The sequence below is a fragment of the Streptomyces sp. NPDC012769 genome, assembly GCF_042901205.1.
GTDB lineage: Bacteria > Actinomycetota > Actinomycetes > Streptomycetales > Streptomycetaceae > Streptomyces.
In genome coordinates this window covers 1-17,201 of the sequence record NZ_JBIBCP010000001.1, presented here as the reverse complement: position 1 = coordinate 17,201, position 17,201 = coordinate 1, and the positions used below count along the sequence as shown (strand labels likewise).

Here is a 17,201-nt window from a genome sequence, read left to right as displayed (position 1 = left end):
GATAGCAGTACGAAGCCGGGAGCGATCAGTCCGTCTCGACATAGGCGACGAGCACAAGCGTGCCGAGGGCTATCGGCACGTACAGGATGCGGACACCGCCCTCGCGGTGCTCGCGGATCGCGCCGTGCTTCGACAGCACGCCGATCTCCGGGTTCCTGGAGAGGGCACCAGCACGGGGTCCAGTCGCAGGCGCTCGGCCTCGGTCATCTTCTCGATCTGCTCCTGCGCCACGTCGTAGAAGACGATGCGGGCGCGGCGCGGGGCGTGCCGCCCCATCAGGCGACGTCGGGAGCGGCCGATGGCGTGGTCAGCGGGCTCGTCAGCCGGAGCCCCCTTTTGCGGGCTCCGGCTACGTGCAGATGGGCTCGAACGACCGTGGAGTCGACGGACACCACCCAGCTCAGGTTCTCATCGGCGTCCGCCTGGGTCAGCAGGGCGGTGAACACTCGCTCCCAAGTCCCGTCGAGCGCCCAGTCTCGCAGGCGGCTGTAGGAACCCTTCCGCGAGCCGAACTCCGCAGGCAGGTCCATCCACGGAGATCCCGTCCGGTACTTCCAGGCGATTGCATCGATCACCTGCCGGTGATCACGCCATCGTCCACCTCGGCGAGGAGTCCGGTCCGGCAACAGAGGCTCGATCCTGGCCCCTGGGTATCGGTCAACACGCCCGATACAACGACGGGCCCCCTCCGCCGCAACGCCTCAGAACCCGGCCATCGACTTGTCGAGCACTCCACCCAGCGCACCGTAGACGCTGCAGCGAACCGAGTGCTTTGCCCTGCGGCGGAGCCCGAACCCCACGATGAACGACAACGCGAAGAGCCCACCTAGGACCACCGCTACGAGCGAGTTGTAGACGAAGTACGCGAAGCACGCGACCCCAGTCCAGACGAGGATCGGCAGGAGCGAGCCGCGCAGCACCGTCCAGTACCTGATCCGTTCTGGCCCCGACGGCACCACACGTTCATGCCACACCTCGACGTGGTTCCTGGTCACACAATGCTCAGGTCGCATGACGCCATCCCACCACCGACAGCCCGGAGCTTGGGCGGTGATCCGTAAGAGACTGCCTAGATCTCGCACGATGCAGTCACCATCTTCATCAGCTCTCTGGTCGTGGTCCCTCTCCCGCGGCCACCAACGTGACGGGGGGTTTGTCAATTGATGCTCGGTATCGTGTCCGTACGCTGAGCACGATCGCGCTGAACTAGGAGTTAGGGGCGGCGGGTTGGCAGGGGAAGCGAGGGTAGGACGAGTCGTCGGTGGGCGTTATCGGCTTGTCGAGGGGCTGGCGTCTGGTGGGTTCGGGCGGGTGTGGGCCGCGTACGACGAGACGTTGGGCGTGGACGTGGCGATCAAGGAGATCTGGCTGCCGCCGGCCGGCTCGGACGAGGAACATCGCGAGCGGGTGGCCCGTGCTACGCGTGAGGCACGTAACGCGGCGAAGTCGCGGGACCATCCGCACATCGTTGCCGTCCACGATGTGGTGGTCGAGAACGGCGTGCCGTGGACGGTGATGCGGCTGGTCGACGGGTGTTCCCTGGGGGGGCGCCTGTGCGCGGAGGGGCCATTGCCCGCGCCGCGCGTGGCCGAGGCGGCTGGCGCTTTGCTGAAGACGTTGGGTGCGGCCCACGTGATGGGGATCGTGCATCGGGATGTGAAGCCGGCCAATGCGATGCTCACCCCCGACGGACAGGTGTTGCTGACCGACTTTGGTATCTCCGTGCATCAGACGGACACCGCGCTTACCTCCACCGGTGGGGTCATCGGCTCCGCCGAATACATGGCACCAGAGCGGTTGAACGGCATCGATGAGACGGCCGGTGATCTGTTCTCGCTGGGAGCGACGCTGTACCAGGCAGTGGAGGGCGTCTCACCGTTTCGGCGGGATACCCCGACCGCGACTCTGGCGGCGGTGGCATTGGCTCAGGCCCCGCCTCCGGAGCGGGCCGGCGCCCCCCGCCCCTCTGACCATCCGTCTGCTGGCCAAGGAGCCCGGCGACCGCCCGACCGTCACGGCGGCCCTGGACATGCTGCGCGGCGGTGAGTCCACGGCGGTGATCACGGAAAAGGTGGCGCACGCCCCGTCCGAGGCGCCGTCCCCGCGAACGGAGGAGCGGGGAGCGCTGCGGGTCATCAATCGGAGTGGGGTGCGGCTCAAGGTCATCGTCCATGGCGCCTGGTGTGTCAATGTCCAGAGCGGCGTCAGCAACACCGTTAAGGTCGAGCCCGGAGTGCACGATGTGCGCTGCGAGCGGGCTCGAGCCACGCTGCCCGGTCGCGGCGAGCCGATTACGGCCCGGGTCGGCCCCGGCTCCACGGTGCACCTGTTCGCCCGCACGCAGGGCAGATACGTGGTCCTGAGTACGGACCTGTCGGGCACCAAGCCGAGGATGACCGGGGGGACGGGGATCGCGGTGGGGCTCATCGGGCTCGTGATCAGCCTCGCGGTCCTGATCGGGGCCATTCTCACCCACCGCGACTCACTCGCCGGAGATGGCCAGTTCGTCGCGAACGACGAGGAGGCTCTGTCGTTTGCGGTGACGAGCATGGGTTCGGGTTGTGCGGTGGGTGGCTTTCTGCTGCAGATCGGCTTCCGCGCAGCACGGGACAGACCGGAGTCCTTCCGTTCTGCCGCAAGAGCCTCACTGCTCCTCGCCGGCGTCTGTGTGGCCGTGATGCTGGGGCTCTGGATGCCTCTCGCATAACGGGACGTATCAGGTCATGGCCGAGTTGACGCCATAGCCACCGGCGGGTGCACGCTGCCCTCACCCGAGCCGGTCCAGCTCTGGTGTTGACATCCAAGGCAGTCGACCCAGTTCAGGGCGCTGCACACGACTGACTTCGTGGAGGACCTCGCGATCCGTGGCACGGCTGTGTCTGCGGACCTGCGGCTCTTCCCTGTCGCGGTCGGGTGGTACACCCGCCAGTCTCACGAGCGTGGCATTTCCTCGCGGTGTCGGCCGACTGGTGTGACTGAGGGTCGAAGCGCCGCCGTCCTGGCGCGAAGCGGCGGCGGACTTCCGGGCAAAGCGTTGGCGGTAGAAGGGGCGGCCGCCCGGAGATCAGGGCGGCCGCCCCTTGTTGTGTCCGGAGGGTCAAGCCGGGATGGAGGAGGGCAGGAATGGGATGGTCGAGGTGGTGGTGCTCGATCTCGGCTCTGTCCGTGTTTTCGTGAAACCCGGCCGTGCCGTGGCCGATGACGGTGAGGTGGTCGGACTTCTGCTCCGCGTCCCTCGCCCTTCCGGCGGAGGAGGATCGTCCGCTGAGCGGATCCGGCTCGTGAGCTGCCGAGCCAGGGTGAAGGCATGACAACCCCCATGGCGCACATCAGCAGAACAGCCACGGAACGGCCCGTTCCCCGGTGGGCTGCCGGCGCAGCGCATGCGATGCCTCTGGTCGCACTGCCGGTGTGCCTGTGGCGTCTGCCGATCGCCTTCGGCTACGGAATGGGCGGGGAGGTCCTGCCCTCTTCACCGTGGAACATTCCCTACGTCGTCGGACTCAGCGTCCTGTCAGAGGCGTTCGCCCTGCTCAGCCTCGGACTGGTTCGCCGGTGGGGTGAGGTCGTGCCCACCTGGGTTCCCAAGCTGGGCGGCAGACGAATACCGCCCTTCGCAGTGATCCTCCCCGCGACGATCGCCGGCCTGTTGTTCACCGCCTTGATGGTCCACTGGGCGTTCGGGGCCTTCCGTATCAACGGCGCCGACGGCTTCCCGTACGCCGAGGGCTGGGACGTGCTGGCGATGACGGTCAGTGGCCTATTCACCTTGTGGGGCCCCCTGCTGCTCGCATTGACGTTCGCGTATCACCGCCGCCGCCGCTCTCGCTGAGCCGGCAGGAAGGCTCTTCACGGAACTGCGGTCAGAGCCGTGAAAACGGCCATCGTTGCTCTTCGTTCCCCGATCGATTGCTGTGGGCAACGAGGGGCCTGGGCTGCCTGATCGTGCTGGTGTGGGCCGAGCCGAACGGTCGGCGCGGGAAAGCACCAGCGCCCGGCCAACTGATGGGGTGGCCGGGCGGGCGCGCTTCGACCTTGGCCGATGACGGCCGACCGCTGAGCCTCATCCAAAGGCGAGATACGAGGCTGGTACACCCGCGTTCGTGGAGCAATGCCCCTGAGCGACGAGACCTCATGGATGCGGAGGTGATGGCGGCGACCTCCGCATCGTGATCCGGACGGTCGGGGAGCCAACCGTGCACGGGCGCCGGCGCATCTCGGAAGGCGCGCTGCCGGTGGCGGCCTCCGTCGCCGGGGAGGACCAGCCCGGTGAGCGCGCCTGAATCGCGGACACTGTCCCCTACATGGCGAGGCACTCGATCCGCCCTGGCCGCAGCAGCCAGGCCGGAGAGCTCTCTGGGTCGGATGTCACTGAGTACGGCCCTGCTCGAGTGAGCCGGCGCCTGCCTTTCGGATCATTCCGGGCTCGCGGAGTCTGGCGCTGTGCCTCGCCGCTCGGCATGACCCGGCGGTCTTGCTGCCACCGTCTCATTGCCAAACGTCGTTCCCCGCCGCGGTGCCGGCTGCGGACCGCTGTGACCCAGACCGAGGGTGATCGTTACTCAGCGGGTTGAGTCGGACCGGGCGCGCTGGTGGCCCGTGGGGAAGAGGGTGTCGCATGGCGACGTTATGTCGGCCTGCCGTGTCAGTTCCGGAGTACGTGATCACCATGGAGGAGACGCTCGAGCTCGCGCGCTCGCGCCATGCCGGCCACCCCCGACTGAGCCTCTCGCTGCGCCTGATCGAGAACACCGGGGTACGGACCCGCCATCTGGTGCAACCGGTCGAAGAGACGCTCGCGCATCCGGGTTTCGAAGAGCGCAACCGGCTCTACGCGGCAGAGGCCAAGGCCCGCGTGCCCCTGGTCGTACGACGGGCGCTTGAGGACGCCGGGGTGCGTGCCGCCGACATCGACCTGATCATCTACGTGTCCTGCACCGGGTTCATGATGCCCTCGCTCACCGCCTGGCTCATCAACTCGATGGGATTTCCCTCCACCACCCGGCAGTTGCCGATCGCCCAGCTGGGCTGCGCGGCCGGCGGCGCCGCGATCAACCGGGCGCACGACTTCTGCACGGCCTACCCGGAGGCGAACGCGCTGATCGTGGCCTGTGAGTTCTGCTCCCTGTGCTACCAGCCCACCGACATCGGCATCGGATCACTGCTGTCCAACGGCCTGTTCGGCGACGGTGTGGCCGCCGCGGTGGTCCGCGGGACGGGCGGAGCCGGCATCCACCTGGAGCGGAACGGCACGTACCTGATCCCGGGCACCGAGGACTGGATCGCGTACGACGTACGCGCCACCGGCTTCCACTTCCTGCTCGACAAGCGGGTGCCCGGCACCATGGAGCCGCTCGCCCCCGCGCTGCGAGCCCTCGCCGACGGACACGGCTGGGAGGCGTCCGACCTCGACTTCTACATCGTGCACGCCGGGGGGCCACGGATCCTCGACGACCTCAGCAAGTTCCTGGGCGTGCCCCCGGACGCCTTCCGCTTCAGCCGGGCCACGCTCACCGAGTACGGAAACGTGGCGAGCGTCGTCGTACTGGACGCGCTGCGCCGCCTGTTCGACGAGGGTGGCGCCGCCGATCGGGCGCGCGGCCTGCTGGCCGGATTTGGGCCGGGCATCACCGCCGAGATGACACTGGGCCGCTGGAGCCGTACGCCGTGACCCTTCCCGAACCGAACACCACGACCACATCCGCCACATCCCCCACGGTCCCGCGGCCACCTGGCGGCCTGATCGTGCCGCCCGGCGGTGGCCGCACGCTGCGCACCGCCGCGCAGCAGGTGACGTTCAAGGTGACCGGCGAACAGTCGCGCAGTGCATCGAGCTTCGAGGTCGTGGTACCGCCGGGCTGCCCGCACGCGTTCGCCAATCCCACCGAGGCTCCGGCGAGGATGTTCTTCCAGTCGTCCCCGCCGCCGGACCACGAGCGGTATTTCGAGGAGCTCATGGACATCCTGTCCGCCGACGGACCCACCGACCGCACCGCCGTCGCGGCCCTGCGCCGCCGCTACGACATCGAGCAGCTCACCCCGCTGCGCCACGACCGGTCGGCGAGGAGCCAGTGATGCGGGACACCGCTCCACCCGTGTACGAGGCCGTGGACCTGGCGGCGCTGGACTTCGACCCGTTCCTCCGCGAGGCACTGCGGGAAGCGCCGGTCGTCCGGGTCCGGCTGCCGCACGGGACTCCTGGTGAGTGCTGGCTGGCGACGCGGCACGACGTGGTCCGGTTCGTCACCTCCGACCCCCGGTTCAGCCGGGACATCGTCGGCCGGCCGCTGCCGAGCATGAACCGGTACCTCGTGCCGCTGGACCGTGCGGTCAGCTTCGTGGATCCCCCCGACCACACCCGGGTCCGTTCCGTGGTCTCCTCGTCGTTCAACCGCTCGGGCATGGCGGCGCTGCGTCCGCGCGCACAGGCTGTCCTCGACGACCTGATCGACCGCATGGTGGCGTCCGGGCCGTCCGCGGACCTCGTAGGGCAGGTGACCTCGCCGTTCCCGCTGCACGTCATCGGAGCGGTGCTGGGCGTGCCGGAGGCCGACCGGCCGCGGCTGCGCGTCTGGGCGGACACCGTGCTGACGAGAGCGACGGACGAGGCAGGCGTCGAGCGGGCCCGTCAGGCCAAGGAGGACGCCCGCGCCTTGTTCCGCGAGCTGGCCCGGGAGCGCCGGGCCCGGCCGCAGGACGATCTCACGAGCACCTTGGCAGCCGCGGTCGCGAGTGGCCGGATCGAGGAAGAGGAAATGCTCGCCCTGGCGGTGCTGATGGGGCTGAACGGCTGGCACGCCGTCCGCAACCACACCTCGAACATGATGTACGTACTCCTGACCGACGACAGCCTGATGAGCCGGCTTCGGTCGGACCCGCGAGCCGTGCCGGCGGCGGTGGAGGAACTGCTGCGCTGGATTCCGCACAAGCACGGCGTGGGACAGCCACGCGTCGCCACCGAGGACGTCGAGGTGGGCGGGGTCAAGATCCGCCGGGGCGAGGCCGTGTACGTCTCGTACGTGGCGGCCAACTGGGACGAGTCATGCTACCCCGACCCGGGCCGCATCGACATCGACCGCCAGGGCCGGCCCCACCTGGCCTTCGGCTACGGTCCCCACCACTGCGTGGCACCGTTGCTGGCCCGGCTGGAGGCGGAGCTGCTCCTGACCACGCTGGTCGAGCGGCTGCCGGACCTGCGGCTGGCCGTCGCTCCGGGCGAGGTGGTCTGGCAGAAGGACGTGCTCATCCGCGGGCCGGTGGGACTGCCGGTGACCTGGTAGGCCCACGGGACGGAGCCGGGGCCGCGGACCGGCGGTCCGGCAGCGGCCGGCCGTATCGTGTGTGGGCCGGTGGTCGGTGCCTGCCCACCCCGTCCGCCGGGTGGAGGTCAGCCTGCCTCTGGAACTGTCGGAGGTCACCCGTAGGGTCAGCGCGCCACCTTTCGCTCACAAAGAGCCCGGCGGCCCGTACACACCGGCCAGCTCAACCGCCAGACGTGCGAGCCGCTCCCTTGCCTCCGGCGGTTCCAGCACCTCGATGCGTGCCCCAAGCCCGGCCAGCTGTGTCGCGACGACCTCCGGCGTCGGCCCGTCGACCCGTATCTCCGTCCACCCGTCGGGGAGCATCGGACCGACGTGCAGGCGCCCGTCGAACAGCCGCTCCAGGATCGCCATGGCACCTGGCTCGACCCGGGCCCGAACCGTCGCCGCGTACAGCCGCTCCTCCAAACGTGCCGCGAACGAACGCCAGGCCGTGGGAAGGTCGAAGCCGTGCGGCCGTACGACGGGCTCGCCGGTCGACTCGACCGAGGTGACCCGGCTGAGCCGGAAGGTCCGCAAGCCCCGCTCCGTCTCGGCGACGAGGTAGTCGCGCCCCGCTTTGGCCACGAGACCCAGCGGATGGACGGTTCGCACGCCGACGCGCTTGCCGGGCCCGGCGTACCCGAGCCGCACCTGGATGCCGTCCACCACGGCCCGCCGGAGCGCGTCGAGGTGCGGCCCGAGGGCCGTGACGTCGGCGCCCGACCAGTCCGTGCCGTCGGTATGTCCGGCCCGCGACGCGGCCTCGGCCCCCGGTCGCAGGGGTGCGGGCAGCGCACGTACCAACTTGCGCAGTGCCGTACGGAGTTCGGGCGCGGTGGACGAAGGGCCCGCGAGCAGGAACAGTGCCCGGATCTCCTCGGTGTTCAGCCCGGTGAGGTCCGTACGGGCGCCGCCGACCAGCGACCAGCCGCCGCCGCGACCCCGCTGGGAGTAGACGGGGATGCCCGCGGTGGACAGGGCCTCCAGGTCGCGGCGTGCGGTCCGCGGCGACACTTCGAGTTCGGCGGCGACCTCGGCCACGGTCACACGGGTGCGTGTTTGGAGGAACAGCAGGGTCGCCACCAGACGATCGGCTCTCATGCCGACCATTCTCCTCCGGAAAGTGGCCAGGAGATGACCTGTTCAGCTTTCAGGATGAGCTCATGACGCACACCGAGAACACCCCACGGCCCACTGTCACCCCCGACGCCACCGACGACCCTCGCCTGGGCCTGCTGAAGGCCATCGCGCTGGCCGGACGCACCGTCGCCGCAGTCCGGCCCGAGCAGTTCGACGGGCCCACGCCCTGCACCGAATTCACCGTCCGGAGGCTGGCCGGGCACCTCGTCGCGGTCCTGCGCCGGATCGCCCTCGCCGGGCGCGGCGGTGACGTGATGAGTCTCCCCACGGTCGCCGACGACCTCGCGGACACCGAATGGCAGGAGGCGTGGGACGCCGCGGTGCGTGAGGTCGAGGCGGCGTGGGCGGATCCCGCGATCCTGGGCCGGACGCTGACACTGCCGTTCGGCAGCCTCTCGGGCGCGGCCGCCGCAGCTGTCTGGACCTCGGAATTCACCGTGCACACCTGGGACATGGCCACCGCGACCGGCCAACTCCCGGACTGGGACCCCGAGCTCGTCGCGATCTCGTACGCAGCCATGAGGCGCGGGCTGCCCACCGGGCCGCGTGACGGTGCGCCGTTCGGGGCAGCGGTGGACGTCGACGCGGACGCGCCGGCCATCGACCGCCTCGTGGCGTGGTGCGGACGCAAGCCGTAATCAGCATCCGCATCAGGGAGGGCGGCCCCCTGGCCGGGGTCGCCCTCCCCGCACGTTCAGGCAGGGCCGGTCGGGTCCTGGCTCAGCGCCAGGTCTGGTTACGGTTGTAGTAGCACTGGATCGTCCGCAGTCCGTACGGGCTGTCGTCCAGGCACTCGCCCGTGGCCTGGCTCTGGAAGGTCACCTGGTCACCGCTCTTGTGCGCGAACCAGCTCTGCTCGCGCGACGAGTTGCAGGCCCGGGTGGCGAGTGTGACGCCGTCGTCGTAGAGGCACTCGTTGGTCGCGAGGTTCCGGAGCTGACGGGTGCCGTCGTTCCAGACGTGCACGTTCCACTTCTGGTAGACCCCGCCGTTGCAGCCGTAGCCGCGCAGGCCGTACTGCTGGCTGTCGTCGAGGCAGGATCCGGTGGCCATGTTCGCGAACGTCTGGACCACGTCGGTCGCGCGCAGGACACCGGCATCGGTGCCCGTCGTACGCAGGGCACCGGCGGTCGTGGCCGTATCGGCGTGTGCGGCCGGCCGGGTGACCGGTTGCGCCGAAACCGTCGTGGTGCCGGCGGCAAGGAATCCGGCCGCGGCCAGAAGCGCGAGGGTCCCCTTGTGGAAGGAACGCAGACGCATCTCTCTTCTCCTCTCGTCATGCCACCGCGAGTGACTCCGGTGGCCCTTCGTCAAACGGCTCTGCGGCACGCCGGTCGACTCGTGGCGTGGCCGGTTGACGCGGGCTCACCGTAGGTCGGGGATCGGTGGCGAGGCCAAGCTTTCGATCCCCGTCGAAAGCACCGGAGCGATTGGCGTGGAATGTGGCCTGGCGGCCGTCCGGGGGTGGTCGGTCAGAGGGGGCGCGCGCCCGGCTCCAGCAAGGCCATGCCCATCGACGTCACGCTGTGGAGGACCGCCTTGCCTTCGCGTCGAGTGGTGACCAGGCCGGCGTTGCGGAGCACGGAGGTGTGGTGGCTCACGGTCGCCGGCGAGATGCCGAGCCGACGTGCCAGATCCGTGGTGCCACGACCGACCGCCACCGCCTCCAGGATCGCGGCGCGTGTACGTCCCAGCAGGTCCTCCAGCGCCTGACCGGTGGACGCGCCGCTGCCCTCCCACAGCGTGCTGCCCACCAGGGCGTCGGTGACAGTCGGGACGGCGAGGACGGGGGCCTCGGTCGGGTTCAGCGTGGGCTGCATCAGCTCGGCCCGCCCGGCGGAGAACATCGTGGGGGCGATGACGAGACCGCGTCCGCTCAGGTGGACGTCCGCCTCGTGCGGATGCTCCAGTTCGAGGACCGGCGGCCGCCAGCGGAGCATCGGGCCGCACAGGATCTTCAGCAGGTGCTCGACCCCGCCTTCGGCCATCGCGTTCGCATACGTGGCGCGGACCTCGGCCAGATGCGTGCGCACCCCGACCCAGTACGGGGCGACGGTCACGCCGTGGCATGCCCGTAAGGCCGCGGTGACCTGGAGCCATGCTTCACGGTCGCCGTCCACCAGATTGCGGGCCCAGACGCGGTGCGCGGGACGGAAGCGGATGTTCTCGAACTCGAGGCGGCGCAGATTCCGGGGAGCGCCGAGCAGCCGGTCCACCGCCTCCTCGATGCACGCCGAGTCGCCGGCCAGGCTCCTCACGTCGACATCGGGCCCCAGGGACGGCAGCAGCGCGAGGAGGGGACGTGCCCGTTCGTCCAGGCGGCCCCGTACGGAAACCTGCCAGCGCCGGAAACCGAGGCCGACCTCAGGGGCGTGCAGCAGCTTCACGCTGTCGAACGTCTCGGCCGCCGCACCGATCGTCCCGGCCACTCGGATCCGCATCAGGTCCCGGCCCGTGAAGTGGATCCGTTTCACCGAACATTCCGTCCCCGCGTTCCCGTTCGCACACATCAGTCTCGCTTGCGGGCCGGTGGCCGTACAACGACCAATCAGGCCAGACGCCCCGCGACCCGAAGCCCCCTACTCCGTCGGCCGTGACTTACGCGACACCGCTGCGTCGAAGGGCTGGGCTCGCTCCCTTGCCCCGGCCCACACGGACCCGTCTGGTCGCCCAGCGCTCGTATCCGCCGCCCGGCGGGTCACGGTCGGTTGCCTGCGGACGGCGATGCCCTCACGGGGGACCTCCGCGTCCTTCCGGGCCTTGGTGTCGGGCCCGGTTGAGGAGGCGGCCGAGCGGGGCCGCGTCGGTGCCGTCCGGGCCGTTCGTCCTGCCCTGGACGAGTTCGATCTCGCCGTACTCTGGGACCGGTCCAGGGCCTGGATCTGCGACTTCTCGTCCACGCAGAGAACAAGCGCCTTCTCCGGCGGATCAAGATACAGACCCACGACGTCACGGACCTTTGTCGATGAACAGCGGATCCGTCGACAGCAGAGAAGTCTGCGACCGGTGCGGCGCCAGCGCGGACGCCCGCCAGGTCCGGGAGACGGTCGACTGCGACATTCCCGGGGCCGCGGCCATCGACATGGTCGACCAGTGCGTGGCGTTCTTCGGGGTCTCCTCGAGCGTCTTGACGATGACCCGTTCGACGTCAGCGTCGGTGATCTTCCTCGGGACGCCTGGCCTCGGGTCGTCACACAAGCCATCCAGGCCCCGCTCGATGCAGCGCCGCCGCCAGGTGCGGACCGTGTCCGGAGCGATACGCAGCCGGCGGGACACCTCCATGATCGAGTGACCCTCGGAGCACTCCAGCACAATCCGCGACCTCTGGCCAGGGCCTGGGCCGTCGTCCGGCGACGTAACCAGCCCTCCAGCACCGCCCGCTGGGCATCAGTGACCGACAACGGCGGAATCTTCCGACCCGGACGACTCATACCCAGTTCAAGAACCAAGCACGCGTGTCACCAACGTCCCCGAACAACACATCTAGGCCCTGTCTGTTTGATGCTCTGACGAGTGTGGCGCCTGGCTGAGCCGAGTGTTGAACAAGTGCTCCGCAGTCAGGCGTCCCAGGCACGAGGACGGTTCAGCTCTTCCCACTCGGGGCGGAGTAGCGAGAACACGGCGAGGTCGTGGCGGCGGCCGCGGTGGAGGCAGGCGGCGCGGCTGACTCCTTCCTGGGTGAACCCGGACTTGGCAAGGACGGCCAGCGCGGGGGTGTTGTCGGTGTGCGTTTCTGCCGTGAGCCGATACATCGGAAGTTCGCCGAAGGCGAGGTCCACCACGGCGTCCAGGGCAGCGGTGCCGTGGCCTTGCCCGCGATGTTGAGCAGCGAGCATCAGCTCGACCTGGGCTGTGCCGTTGACGATGTTCTGGCTGGTCAGTGCGACGTAGCCGACAGGGGCGCTGCCGGAGGGGTAGATGAGGAAGTCGTCGCGATCGTCGTCCTCGATGTCGCGCTCGATGCGCGCGCGCACGGCGGTGAGTGAGCGTGGCCAGATGCCTATGTGGTGGGCGGCTACGGGATCGGATCTCCAGCTGTGTATGAGCTCGGCGTCGTCTATGTCGAGTGCTGCGAGGCCGACGGACTTGGCCCGCCAGGAAAGCTCCCTTTCGGCCTCTGCCTCATGCTCGTCGCCTGCAACCCTGATGCTTTCAGTCATAGGCGGATGCTATGGGTACCTTCAGGCTGGGACCACCGCGTTTCTCTGCTCAGTGGCGCGTCGTCATGCCTGGTCAGCGGCGAGCCCAGATAAGGATGGCAGCCAGGTGGAGTGCAGCCTGATACGCGATGGCCAGCTTGTCGGTTCGCATGGCCATGCCGCGCCACTGCTTGAGCCGGGCGATGCACCGTTCAACGGTGTTGCGTTCCTTGTACGTCTCGGCGTCGAAGCCAGGCGGGACTCCTCGAAGGCTTGAGGAGCAGCCGGAGCTCCGTCCTGCCGCTGGCGGCTAGGCCGTTTCCTTCGGATCAGGTCGGATCAACGAGCGGCGTCCGGTGTCGGGAGTCGGGAGCCCTGCAAGATCAGGAAGAGACGGCCCAAGACGTCGTTTCTTTTGGGGCTGTTGGGTCGTTCGTGGTTTGTGGCAGACGGCCGGCCAAGCTGCATGCCGACAAGAGCTACGACTACGACCACCTGCGGAAATGGCTACGCAAACGCCGGATCCGTCACCGCATCGCCCGCAAGGGCATCGAGTCCTCACAACGGCTCGGCCGCCACCGCTGGGTGATCGAGCGCACGGTGTCCTGGCTTGCAGGATGCCGTCGGCTCCACCGCCGCTACGAGCGCAAGGCTGAGCACTTCCTTGCCTTCGTCGCCATCGCCGCAGCCCTCATCAGCTACCGCAGACTCACCAACTGAAACGACGTCTAAAGCCTTGCCTCCCCGGGTGGGCGATTGCCGGAGCATTGGTAGTGAACCCACCCTGAAGTGTTCCCTCAGATAACGGGGACCATTATCTGCAGCAGGTGGTCACGGAGAGTACAAGCGCCTGGCCTTCGCAGCGACGTTCCTCAACCCCCGAGCTCGACCCCCCACCCCAGTTGCAGGGCGTGCAGGAAAGCGCAAACTGGTGAAGAAGCACTCTCCCGCAAGACATGCCGAAACAGTCGGATTGGAACGCCACATGGATGCCGACTCAGGGCCGGAGGAATCGACAACTGACGTTGAAGAAGAGGACCTGCGGCGGGCGCTGGAGGGCGAAGGCGAGACCTCCTATCTGGCCGTCGAAGAAACCGGCAAGGATATCAGATTCCCAGGAAACACCACTCGCCGAACTCCGCGGGGCAGGGATCCTGATGATCACCATTCTGAATAATCACACGGTCAGAATTAGCGCAGCGTTTGAATGGTGGCACCCCAACTGCGACGGGTCAGAGTGGGAAAAAACAGGATGGTACAACATTGAACCTCTGACATCGAAGGTAGTATGGCACGGAAACCACAACTTCAATCGATGGTGGTACGCATACGTATTCGCTGTGGACGGGAAGCAGTGGACGGGGCCATTTCCTGAGGCCGTTCCCTGGAAGGCGTTCCGGTCGTGTGCCAGTCTCTCGAGCACGGCACATCGGATAGTCGACATGCATGAACTGGATGCGGCAGATTCCGGATCCAATTGGGTGTGGGTCTACGGGTAATGTAATTACGGTCGAACCCTAAGGATGGCGACGCTCACCCCGGACGCCAGTGTGAAGCGCATGGGCGCGCGCGGCCACGTCAGTTCTGCGGCAGCGTGGCAGGAAGGGCCCGGCTGGCCCGGCGGGCAGACGGCCATGGTCCCTGTGCGCCCGCGGGTCCCTGTGGGCCAGCCGGTCCCTGCGGTCCTGACGCGCCCCACGTGATGGTGATCCCGGGACGGCGGCATTGTTCCCCGGCCTCATAGTCGATGAGGCGGAGGTTGCCGTTGCTGCGGTTGTGGCAGCCGGTGCATGCGCCGTTCGTGTCCGGAATGGGCGGCGCCCCAGACTCCCGTGCGATCCCGGACACTTGACTCGCTCCGCGCCGACGGTCAGCCCGTCGTCGGTCGGACCTGGGACGACGACCCTGTCTACGGATACACCGCGGCGCTCGCAAGCATGCGCGCGCCGACGTTTCCGCACGCATCGACGCGGCCGTCCGCGCCCGAGGGCAGCCCCAGCTACGCCGCCGGCATTGGCAAGTCGCTATCACGGGCGGTGGCTCGCTACAACAGTGACGGCAGCTTGGATGCGGGCTTCGGCGCCGACGGCAGGGTGAGCACCGACTTCTTCGCCGGCAGCGACGGGGCCAATGCCGTGTCCGTCCAGTCCGTTGGCAGGATCGTCGCCGCGGGAGGTGCCGGGAGTGCCACGGGCGACTTCGCACTGGCCCGGTACAAGGACGGCGGTGGCATCCCGACCCCGGGGCCGTCCCTGACGATCGACAAGACCCACACCGGGAACTTCATCCGCGGCGGCCGGGGCGAGTACACCCTCACCGTCCGCAACGACGGGTCCGCTCCCACGGACGGCACGACGGTCACCGTCCAGGGCACCCTCCCTGCGGGGCTCACCGCCAGCCGGATCGCCGGCCCCGGCTGGAACTGCGTCCGGTCCACATGTCGCCCCGGGGTTCGGGTGGCCCGGCGCGCCTGATTCCGGCTCGGGAAACGCTTCGCCCCACCGATGACGAGATCGGTGGGGCGAAGGTTCTTGACAGCTGGGTCATCGAGACGAGTCCGATGGCGCAGGACCAGTCTCAGGTGGTGATTACATGCCCCGGTCCGGGCCCTGTCGGCGTATCACCTGCTCACCCGGCTGCATGGGCCTTGACTCCAGTACGACCGGACCCGGGTAGAAATAGGAGGAACCCGGACCGGACATGTCTTCTCCGATCAGGTACCGGAACAACCATTCGGAGAAACTCATGGAGTACTCGAAGAACTCGCCGTCACCGTCCTCGACGAAGAGCAGATCACGCGAGTCCTTGCGCGCAAGGAAGACAGTCTGGCCACTATCCGCGGAAGCGATGGGCGTGAGCCCTCTCGGTGTCCCGAACTCCATCTCGTCAAGCCCCAGGGCAATACGAGGATCTCCGTCGACATCATCGTCCCAAGGGACTTGAGCCCACGCCTCCGACGTCTGTCGGATGCCGGCTGTGAGGTTCCAGCGATCCGTTGCCGGATGGTCGAGATAGAGATGGTGATTCAGCTTGACCGGAGCATAGGCGTCCACGATCACCTTGTAATCCTTCGGGAGCGAGAAACCCAGCTCCGCTTCCAGCCCGGACCAGGCAGCGGGGTCCGCATGCTCCCGAGGCGGGTCCCCCAGCATCGCCAGCACTCGGTCGAGAAACTCACCTGTCATGGAGATCACCTTCTCGGGCAGTCTGCGCTGCCGGTCGTGGTCCCGCCTGTCGGGGACTGACGGATCACACAATGTTTCATCCACTCTCCGGGGACTCCGTAGTTGTACTCGAGAGTCGTGGGAATGCCCGACTTCGCATTTCCGTAGTGCGGAATCACCGAGATGGACAGCTTCTTGCCGGACTTGATCGTGTTTCTGATCTCCTTCTCCACACCGTGGTTGAGGTAGGGGGTATTGGTCTCCTCGTACTCAGCCACAAGGTTGCGGAGATCGATCCCGGAGCCTTTTGCCGCAGCCGGAATCAGGTGACCGTTCGCAGGCGTGTGGCCCTGCGCATCGATCTCGTTCATGCCGGGCGGACGGGTGGAACCGTTGGTGTTCGTCCCCGGGTGCTTCCGGCCCTTGTTGTAGTCACTCATGTCCAGGAGTCCGTAGACACCTGTCGCCCGGCACTGATAGCTACCCTCGTGGTCGTCGTAGTAGCGCTCGCGTGGCAGGTAGACGGCGTGGCCGGTCTCGCTCACACCCGGGCCGTCGTCGCACTTCTGGTCGTTTCGATCACGTCCGCCGTTCTTGCCGCCGAATACGTTCACGGGGGCCGGCAGGATTGCGACGGACTGGCTCGGAGTGAACTGGGCGCCCGAGGTCAGCATCCCCGTCACGGCTTGGGCAGTGAACACCTGGGCCCAACCGTCGGCCAGGGTCCACGCCGCGTCGGCGATTGCGCCGGTCGCGATTTCGACGATGTGCTTGGGCGCCGGGACGGGGCTCTTGCCGTTGTTGGGGTTCTGGTCGATCGGCGGCGGAGGCGGGGCCGCGCTGACATACGTGCGGCACCGGGCACCACAGCCGCCACCACCACCCCCGCCGCCACCGCTACCGCCGCGCGAACCACTGGCCGCGGTGCCGATTTCCGTGCGGGTGGTGGTGCGGTAGTCAGCCCGCGAGCCCCTGCCGCCGCAAGCCTCCTTGTACCAGTACTTGTCACAGTTCAGGCCGCTGTAGCCGGGCCGGCTCGACGAGCTGGAGGAGCTTCCCCAGTCGTTGTCGACCGAGCCGTGCCGCCTCTTGACGTTGTTGTACCGGTTCGGGCTGGACACCTGCGGGCTACCGGACCACCGCTGCATGCTGGCGCGCATCTCATCGGCGGTGACCGTCTCCCGGGGCGGCGTCCAGGGCCGGTACGGCACCGTCGTGCCCGTGGAACCGCTGCCGCCGTCCATCCTGACCCGGTGGCCGTCAGGGTCGGTGCCGTTGAGGGGGCTGGCGTTGCCGTACGTGTAGCGGTTGGCCTGGACCGAGGGGTCCGGGTCGAGCTGCCAGGTGTCGCGGCTGGTGAAACCGCCGGTGCCCGGCTGGTACCAGCGCGCCGCCATGTTGACTTCGCCCGTGGACGAGTCCGTCCAGCCGGACTGGTAGCCGACCGACGGGGTGGC

General features: G+C 68.3%; 16 protein-coding genes and 4 pseudogenes. 10 read left to right on the top strand and 10 right to left on the bottom strand.

All coding sequences use genetic code 11. The annotated features are described in order from the left end of the window. Nucleotides 1-285: 285 nt before the first annotated feature. Together ACFY7C_RS00100 and ACFY7C_RS00095 are read right to left on the bottom strand one after the other, a co-directional pair. Nucleotides 286-671: pseudogene (locus tag ACFY7C_RS00100) on the bottom strand (IS5 family transposase); the annotation flags it as partial. 30 nt (nt 672-701) lie between these two features. Further along, the gene (locus ACFY7C_RS00095; protein ID WP_389641396.1) at nt 702-995 is read right to left on the bottom strand and encodes a hypothetical protein; all 294 of its coding nucleotides are present in this window, start codon (nt 993-995) and stop codon (nt 702-704) included. A gap of 232 nt (nt 996-1,227) precedes the next feature. Between ACFY7C_RS00095 and ACFY7C_RS00090 the strand changes: the two genes are divergently transcribed. From ACFY7C_RS00090 to ACFY7C_RS00065, 6 genes are all read left to right on the top strand, one after another. Then, nucleotides 1,228-2,046 carry a serine/threonine-protein kinase gene (locus tag ACFY7C_RS00090; protein ID WP_389641394.1) on the top strand — a complete coding sequence of 273 codons (819 nt, stop codon included), beginning with the start codon at nt 1,228-1,230 and terminating at the stop codon, nt 2,044-2,046. Then, complete coding sequence (locus ACFY7C_RS00085; RefSeq protein WP_389641392.1) at nt 2,030-2,707, top strand: hypothetical protein; 678 nt, start codon at nt 2,030-2,032, stop codon at nt 2,705-2,707. The genes ACFY7C_RS00090 and ACFY7C_RS00085 overlap by 17 nt, the downstream gene beginning before the upstream one ends. Before the next feature lie 612 nt (nt 2,708-3,319). Next, the gene (locus tag ACFY7C_RS00080; RefSeq protein ID WP_389641390.1) at nt 3,320-3,832 is read left to right on the top strand and encodes a hypothetical protein; all 513 of its coding nucleotides are present in this window, start codon (nt 3,320-3,322) and stop codon (nt 3,830-3,832) included. 786 nt (nt 3,833-4,618) lie between these two features. Next, nucleotides 4,619-5,671, top strand: a complete 1,053-nt coding sequence (locus ACFY7C_RS00075) for a type III polyketide synthase (protein WP_389641388.1) — start codon at nt 4,619-4,621, stop codon at nt 5,669-5,671. A gap of 68 nt (nt 5,672-5,739) precedes the next feature. Continuing rightward, nucleotides 5,740-6,075 carry a hypothetical protein gene (locus ACFY7C_RS00070; RefSeq protein ID WP_389645827.1) on the top strand — a complete coding sequence of 112 codons (336 nt, stop codon included), beginning with the start codon at nt 5,740-5,742 and terminating at the stop codon, nt 6,073-6,075. Then, nucleotides 6,075-7,280, top strand: coding sequence for a cytochrome P450 (locus ACFY7C_RS00065; protein ID WP_389641386.1), 1,206 nt, complete (start codon nt 6,075-6,077; stop codon nt 7,278-7,280). The genes ACFY7C_RS00070 and ACFY7C_RS00065 overlap by 1 nt, the downstream gene beginning before the upstream one ends. Before the next feature lie 165 nt (nt 7,281-7,445). Here the strand turns inward: ACFY7C_RS00065 and ACFY7C_RS00060 are convergent, their stop codons facing one another. Next, nucleotides 7,446-8,402, bottom strand: coding sequence for a helix-turn-helix transcriptional regulator (locus tag ACFY7C_RS00060; RefSeq protein WP_389641384.1), 957 nt, complete (start codon nt 8,400-8,402; stop codon nt 7,446-7,448). 62 nt (nt 8,403-8,464) lie between these two features. Between ACFY7C_RS00060 and ACFY7C_RS00055 the strand changes: the two genes are divergently transcribed. After that, a complete protein-coding gene (locus ACFY7C_RS00055; protein WP_389641382.1) occupies nt 8,465-9,079 on the top strand; it encodes a TIGR03086 family metal-binding protein in 615 nt (204 codons plus the stop codon). A gap of 82 nt (nt 9,080-9,161) precedes the next feature. Here ACFY7C_RS00055 and ACFY7C_RS00050 read toward each other — a convergent pair whose 3' ends face one another. The 5 genes and pseudogenes from ACFY7C_RS00050 to ACFY7C_RS00030 all read right to left on the bottom strand — a co-directional run. Next, nucleotides 9,162-9,701, bottom strand: coding sequence for an RICIN domain-containing protein (locus ACFY7C_RS00050; protein ID WP_389641380.1), 540 nt, complete (start codon nt 9,699-9,701; stop codon nt 9,162-9,164). Between the two features lie 212 nt (nt 9,702-9,913). Beyond that, complete coding sequence (locus ACFY7C_RS00045) at nt 9,914-10,915, bottom strand: ArsR/SmtB family transcription factor (protein WP_389641378.1); 1,002 nt, start codon at nt 10,913-10,915, stop codon at nt 9,914-9,916. Between the two features lie 384 nt (nt 10,916-11,299). Further along, nucleotides 11,300-11,872, bottom strand: a pseudogene (locus ACFY7C_RS00040) (IS630 family transposase); the annotation flags it as partial. Between the two features lie 126 nt (nt 11,873-11,998). Continuing rightward, entirely contained in the window at nt 11,999-12,601 is a 603-nt protein-coding gene (locus ACFY7C_RS00035) for a GNAT family N-acetyltransferase (protein ID WP_389641376.1), read from the bottom strand. Between the two features lie 73 nt (nt 12,602-12,674). After that, nucleotides 12,675-12,845 (bottom strand): annotated as a pseudogene (locus ACFY7C_RS00030) (IS5/IS1182 family transposase); the annotation flags it as partial. Between the two features lie 182 nt (nt 12,846-13,027). Between ACFY7C_RS00030 and ACFY7C_RS00025 the strand changes: the two are divergent. The 3 genes and pseudogenes from ACFY7C_RS00025 to ACFY7C_RS00015 form a co-directional block, all read left to right on the top strand. Next, nucleotides 13,028-13,300 (top strand): annotated as a pseudogene (locus ACFY7C_RS00025) (transposase); the annotation flags it as partial. Nucleotides 13,301-13,511: 211 nt separating this feature from the next. Further along, entirely contained in the window at nt 13,512-13,757 is a 246-nt protein-coding gene (locus ACFY7C_RS00020) for a hypothetical protein (RefSeq protein ID WP_389641374.1), read from the top strand. Between the two features lie 760 nt (nt 13,758-14,517). Continuing rightward, nucleotides 14,518-15,054: a hypothetical protein gene (locus ACFY7C_RS00015; protein WP_389641372.1), complete on the top strand. Its 537-nt coding sequence runs from the start codon at nt 14,518-14,520 to the stop codon at nt 15,052-15,054. 114 nt (nt 15,055-15,168) lie between these two features. Here the strand turns inward: ACFY7C_RS00015 and ACFY7C_RS00010 are convergent, their stop codons facing one another. Continuing rightward, nucleotides 15,169-15,765, bottom strand: coding sequence for an SMI1/KNR4 family protein (locus ACFY7C_RS00010; protein ID WP_389641370.1), 597 nt, complete (start codon nt 15,763-15,765; stop codon nt 15,169-15,171). A 5-nt stretch (nt 15,766-15,770) separates the two neighbouring features. Then, nucleotides 15,771-17,201: RHS repeat-associated core domain-containing protein (locus ACFY7C_RS00005; protein WP_389641368.1), on the bottom strand; the 1,431-nt coding region annotated here is incomplete at its 5' end.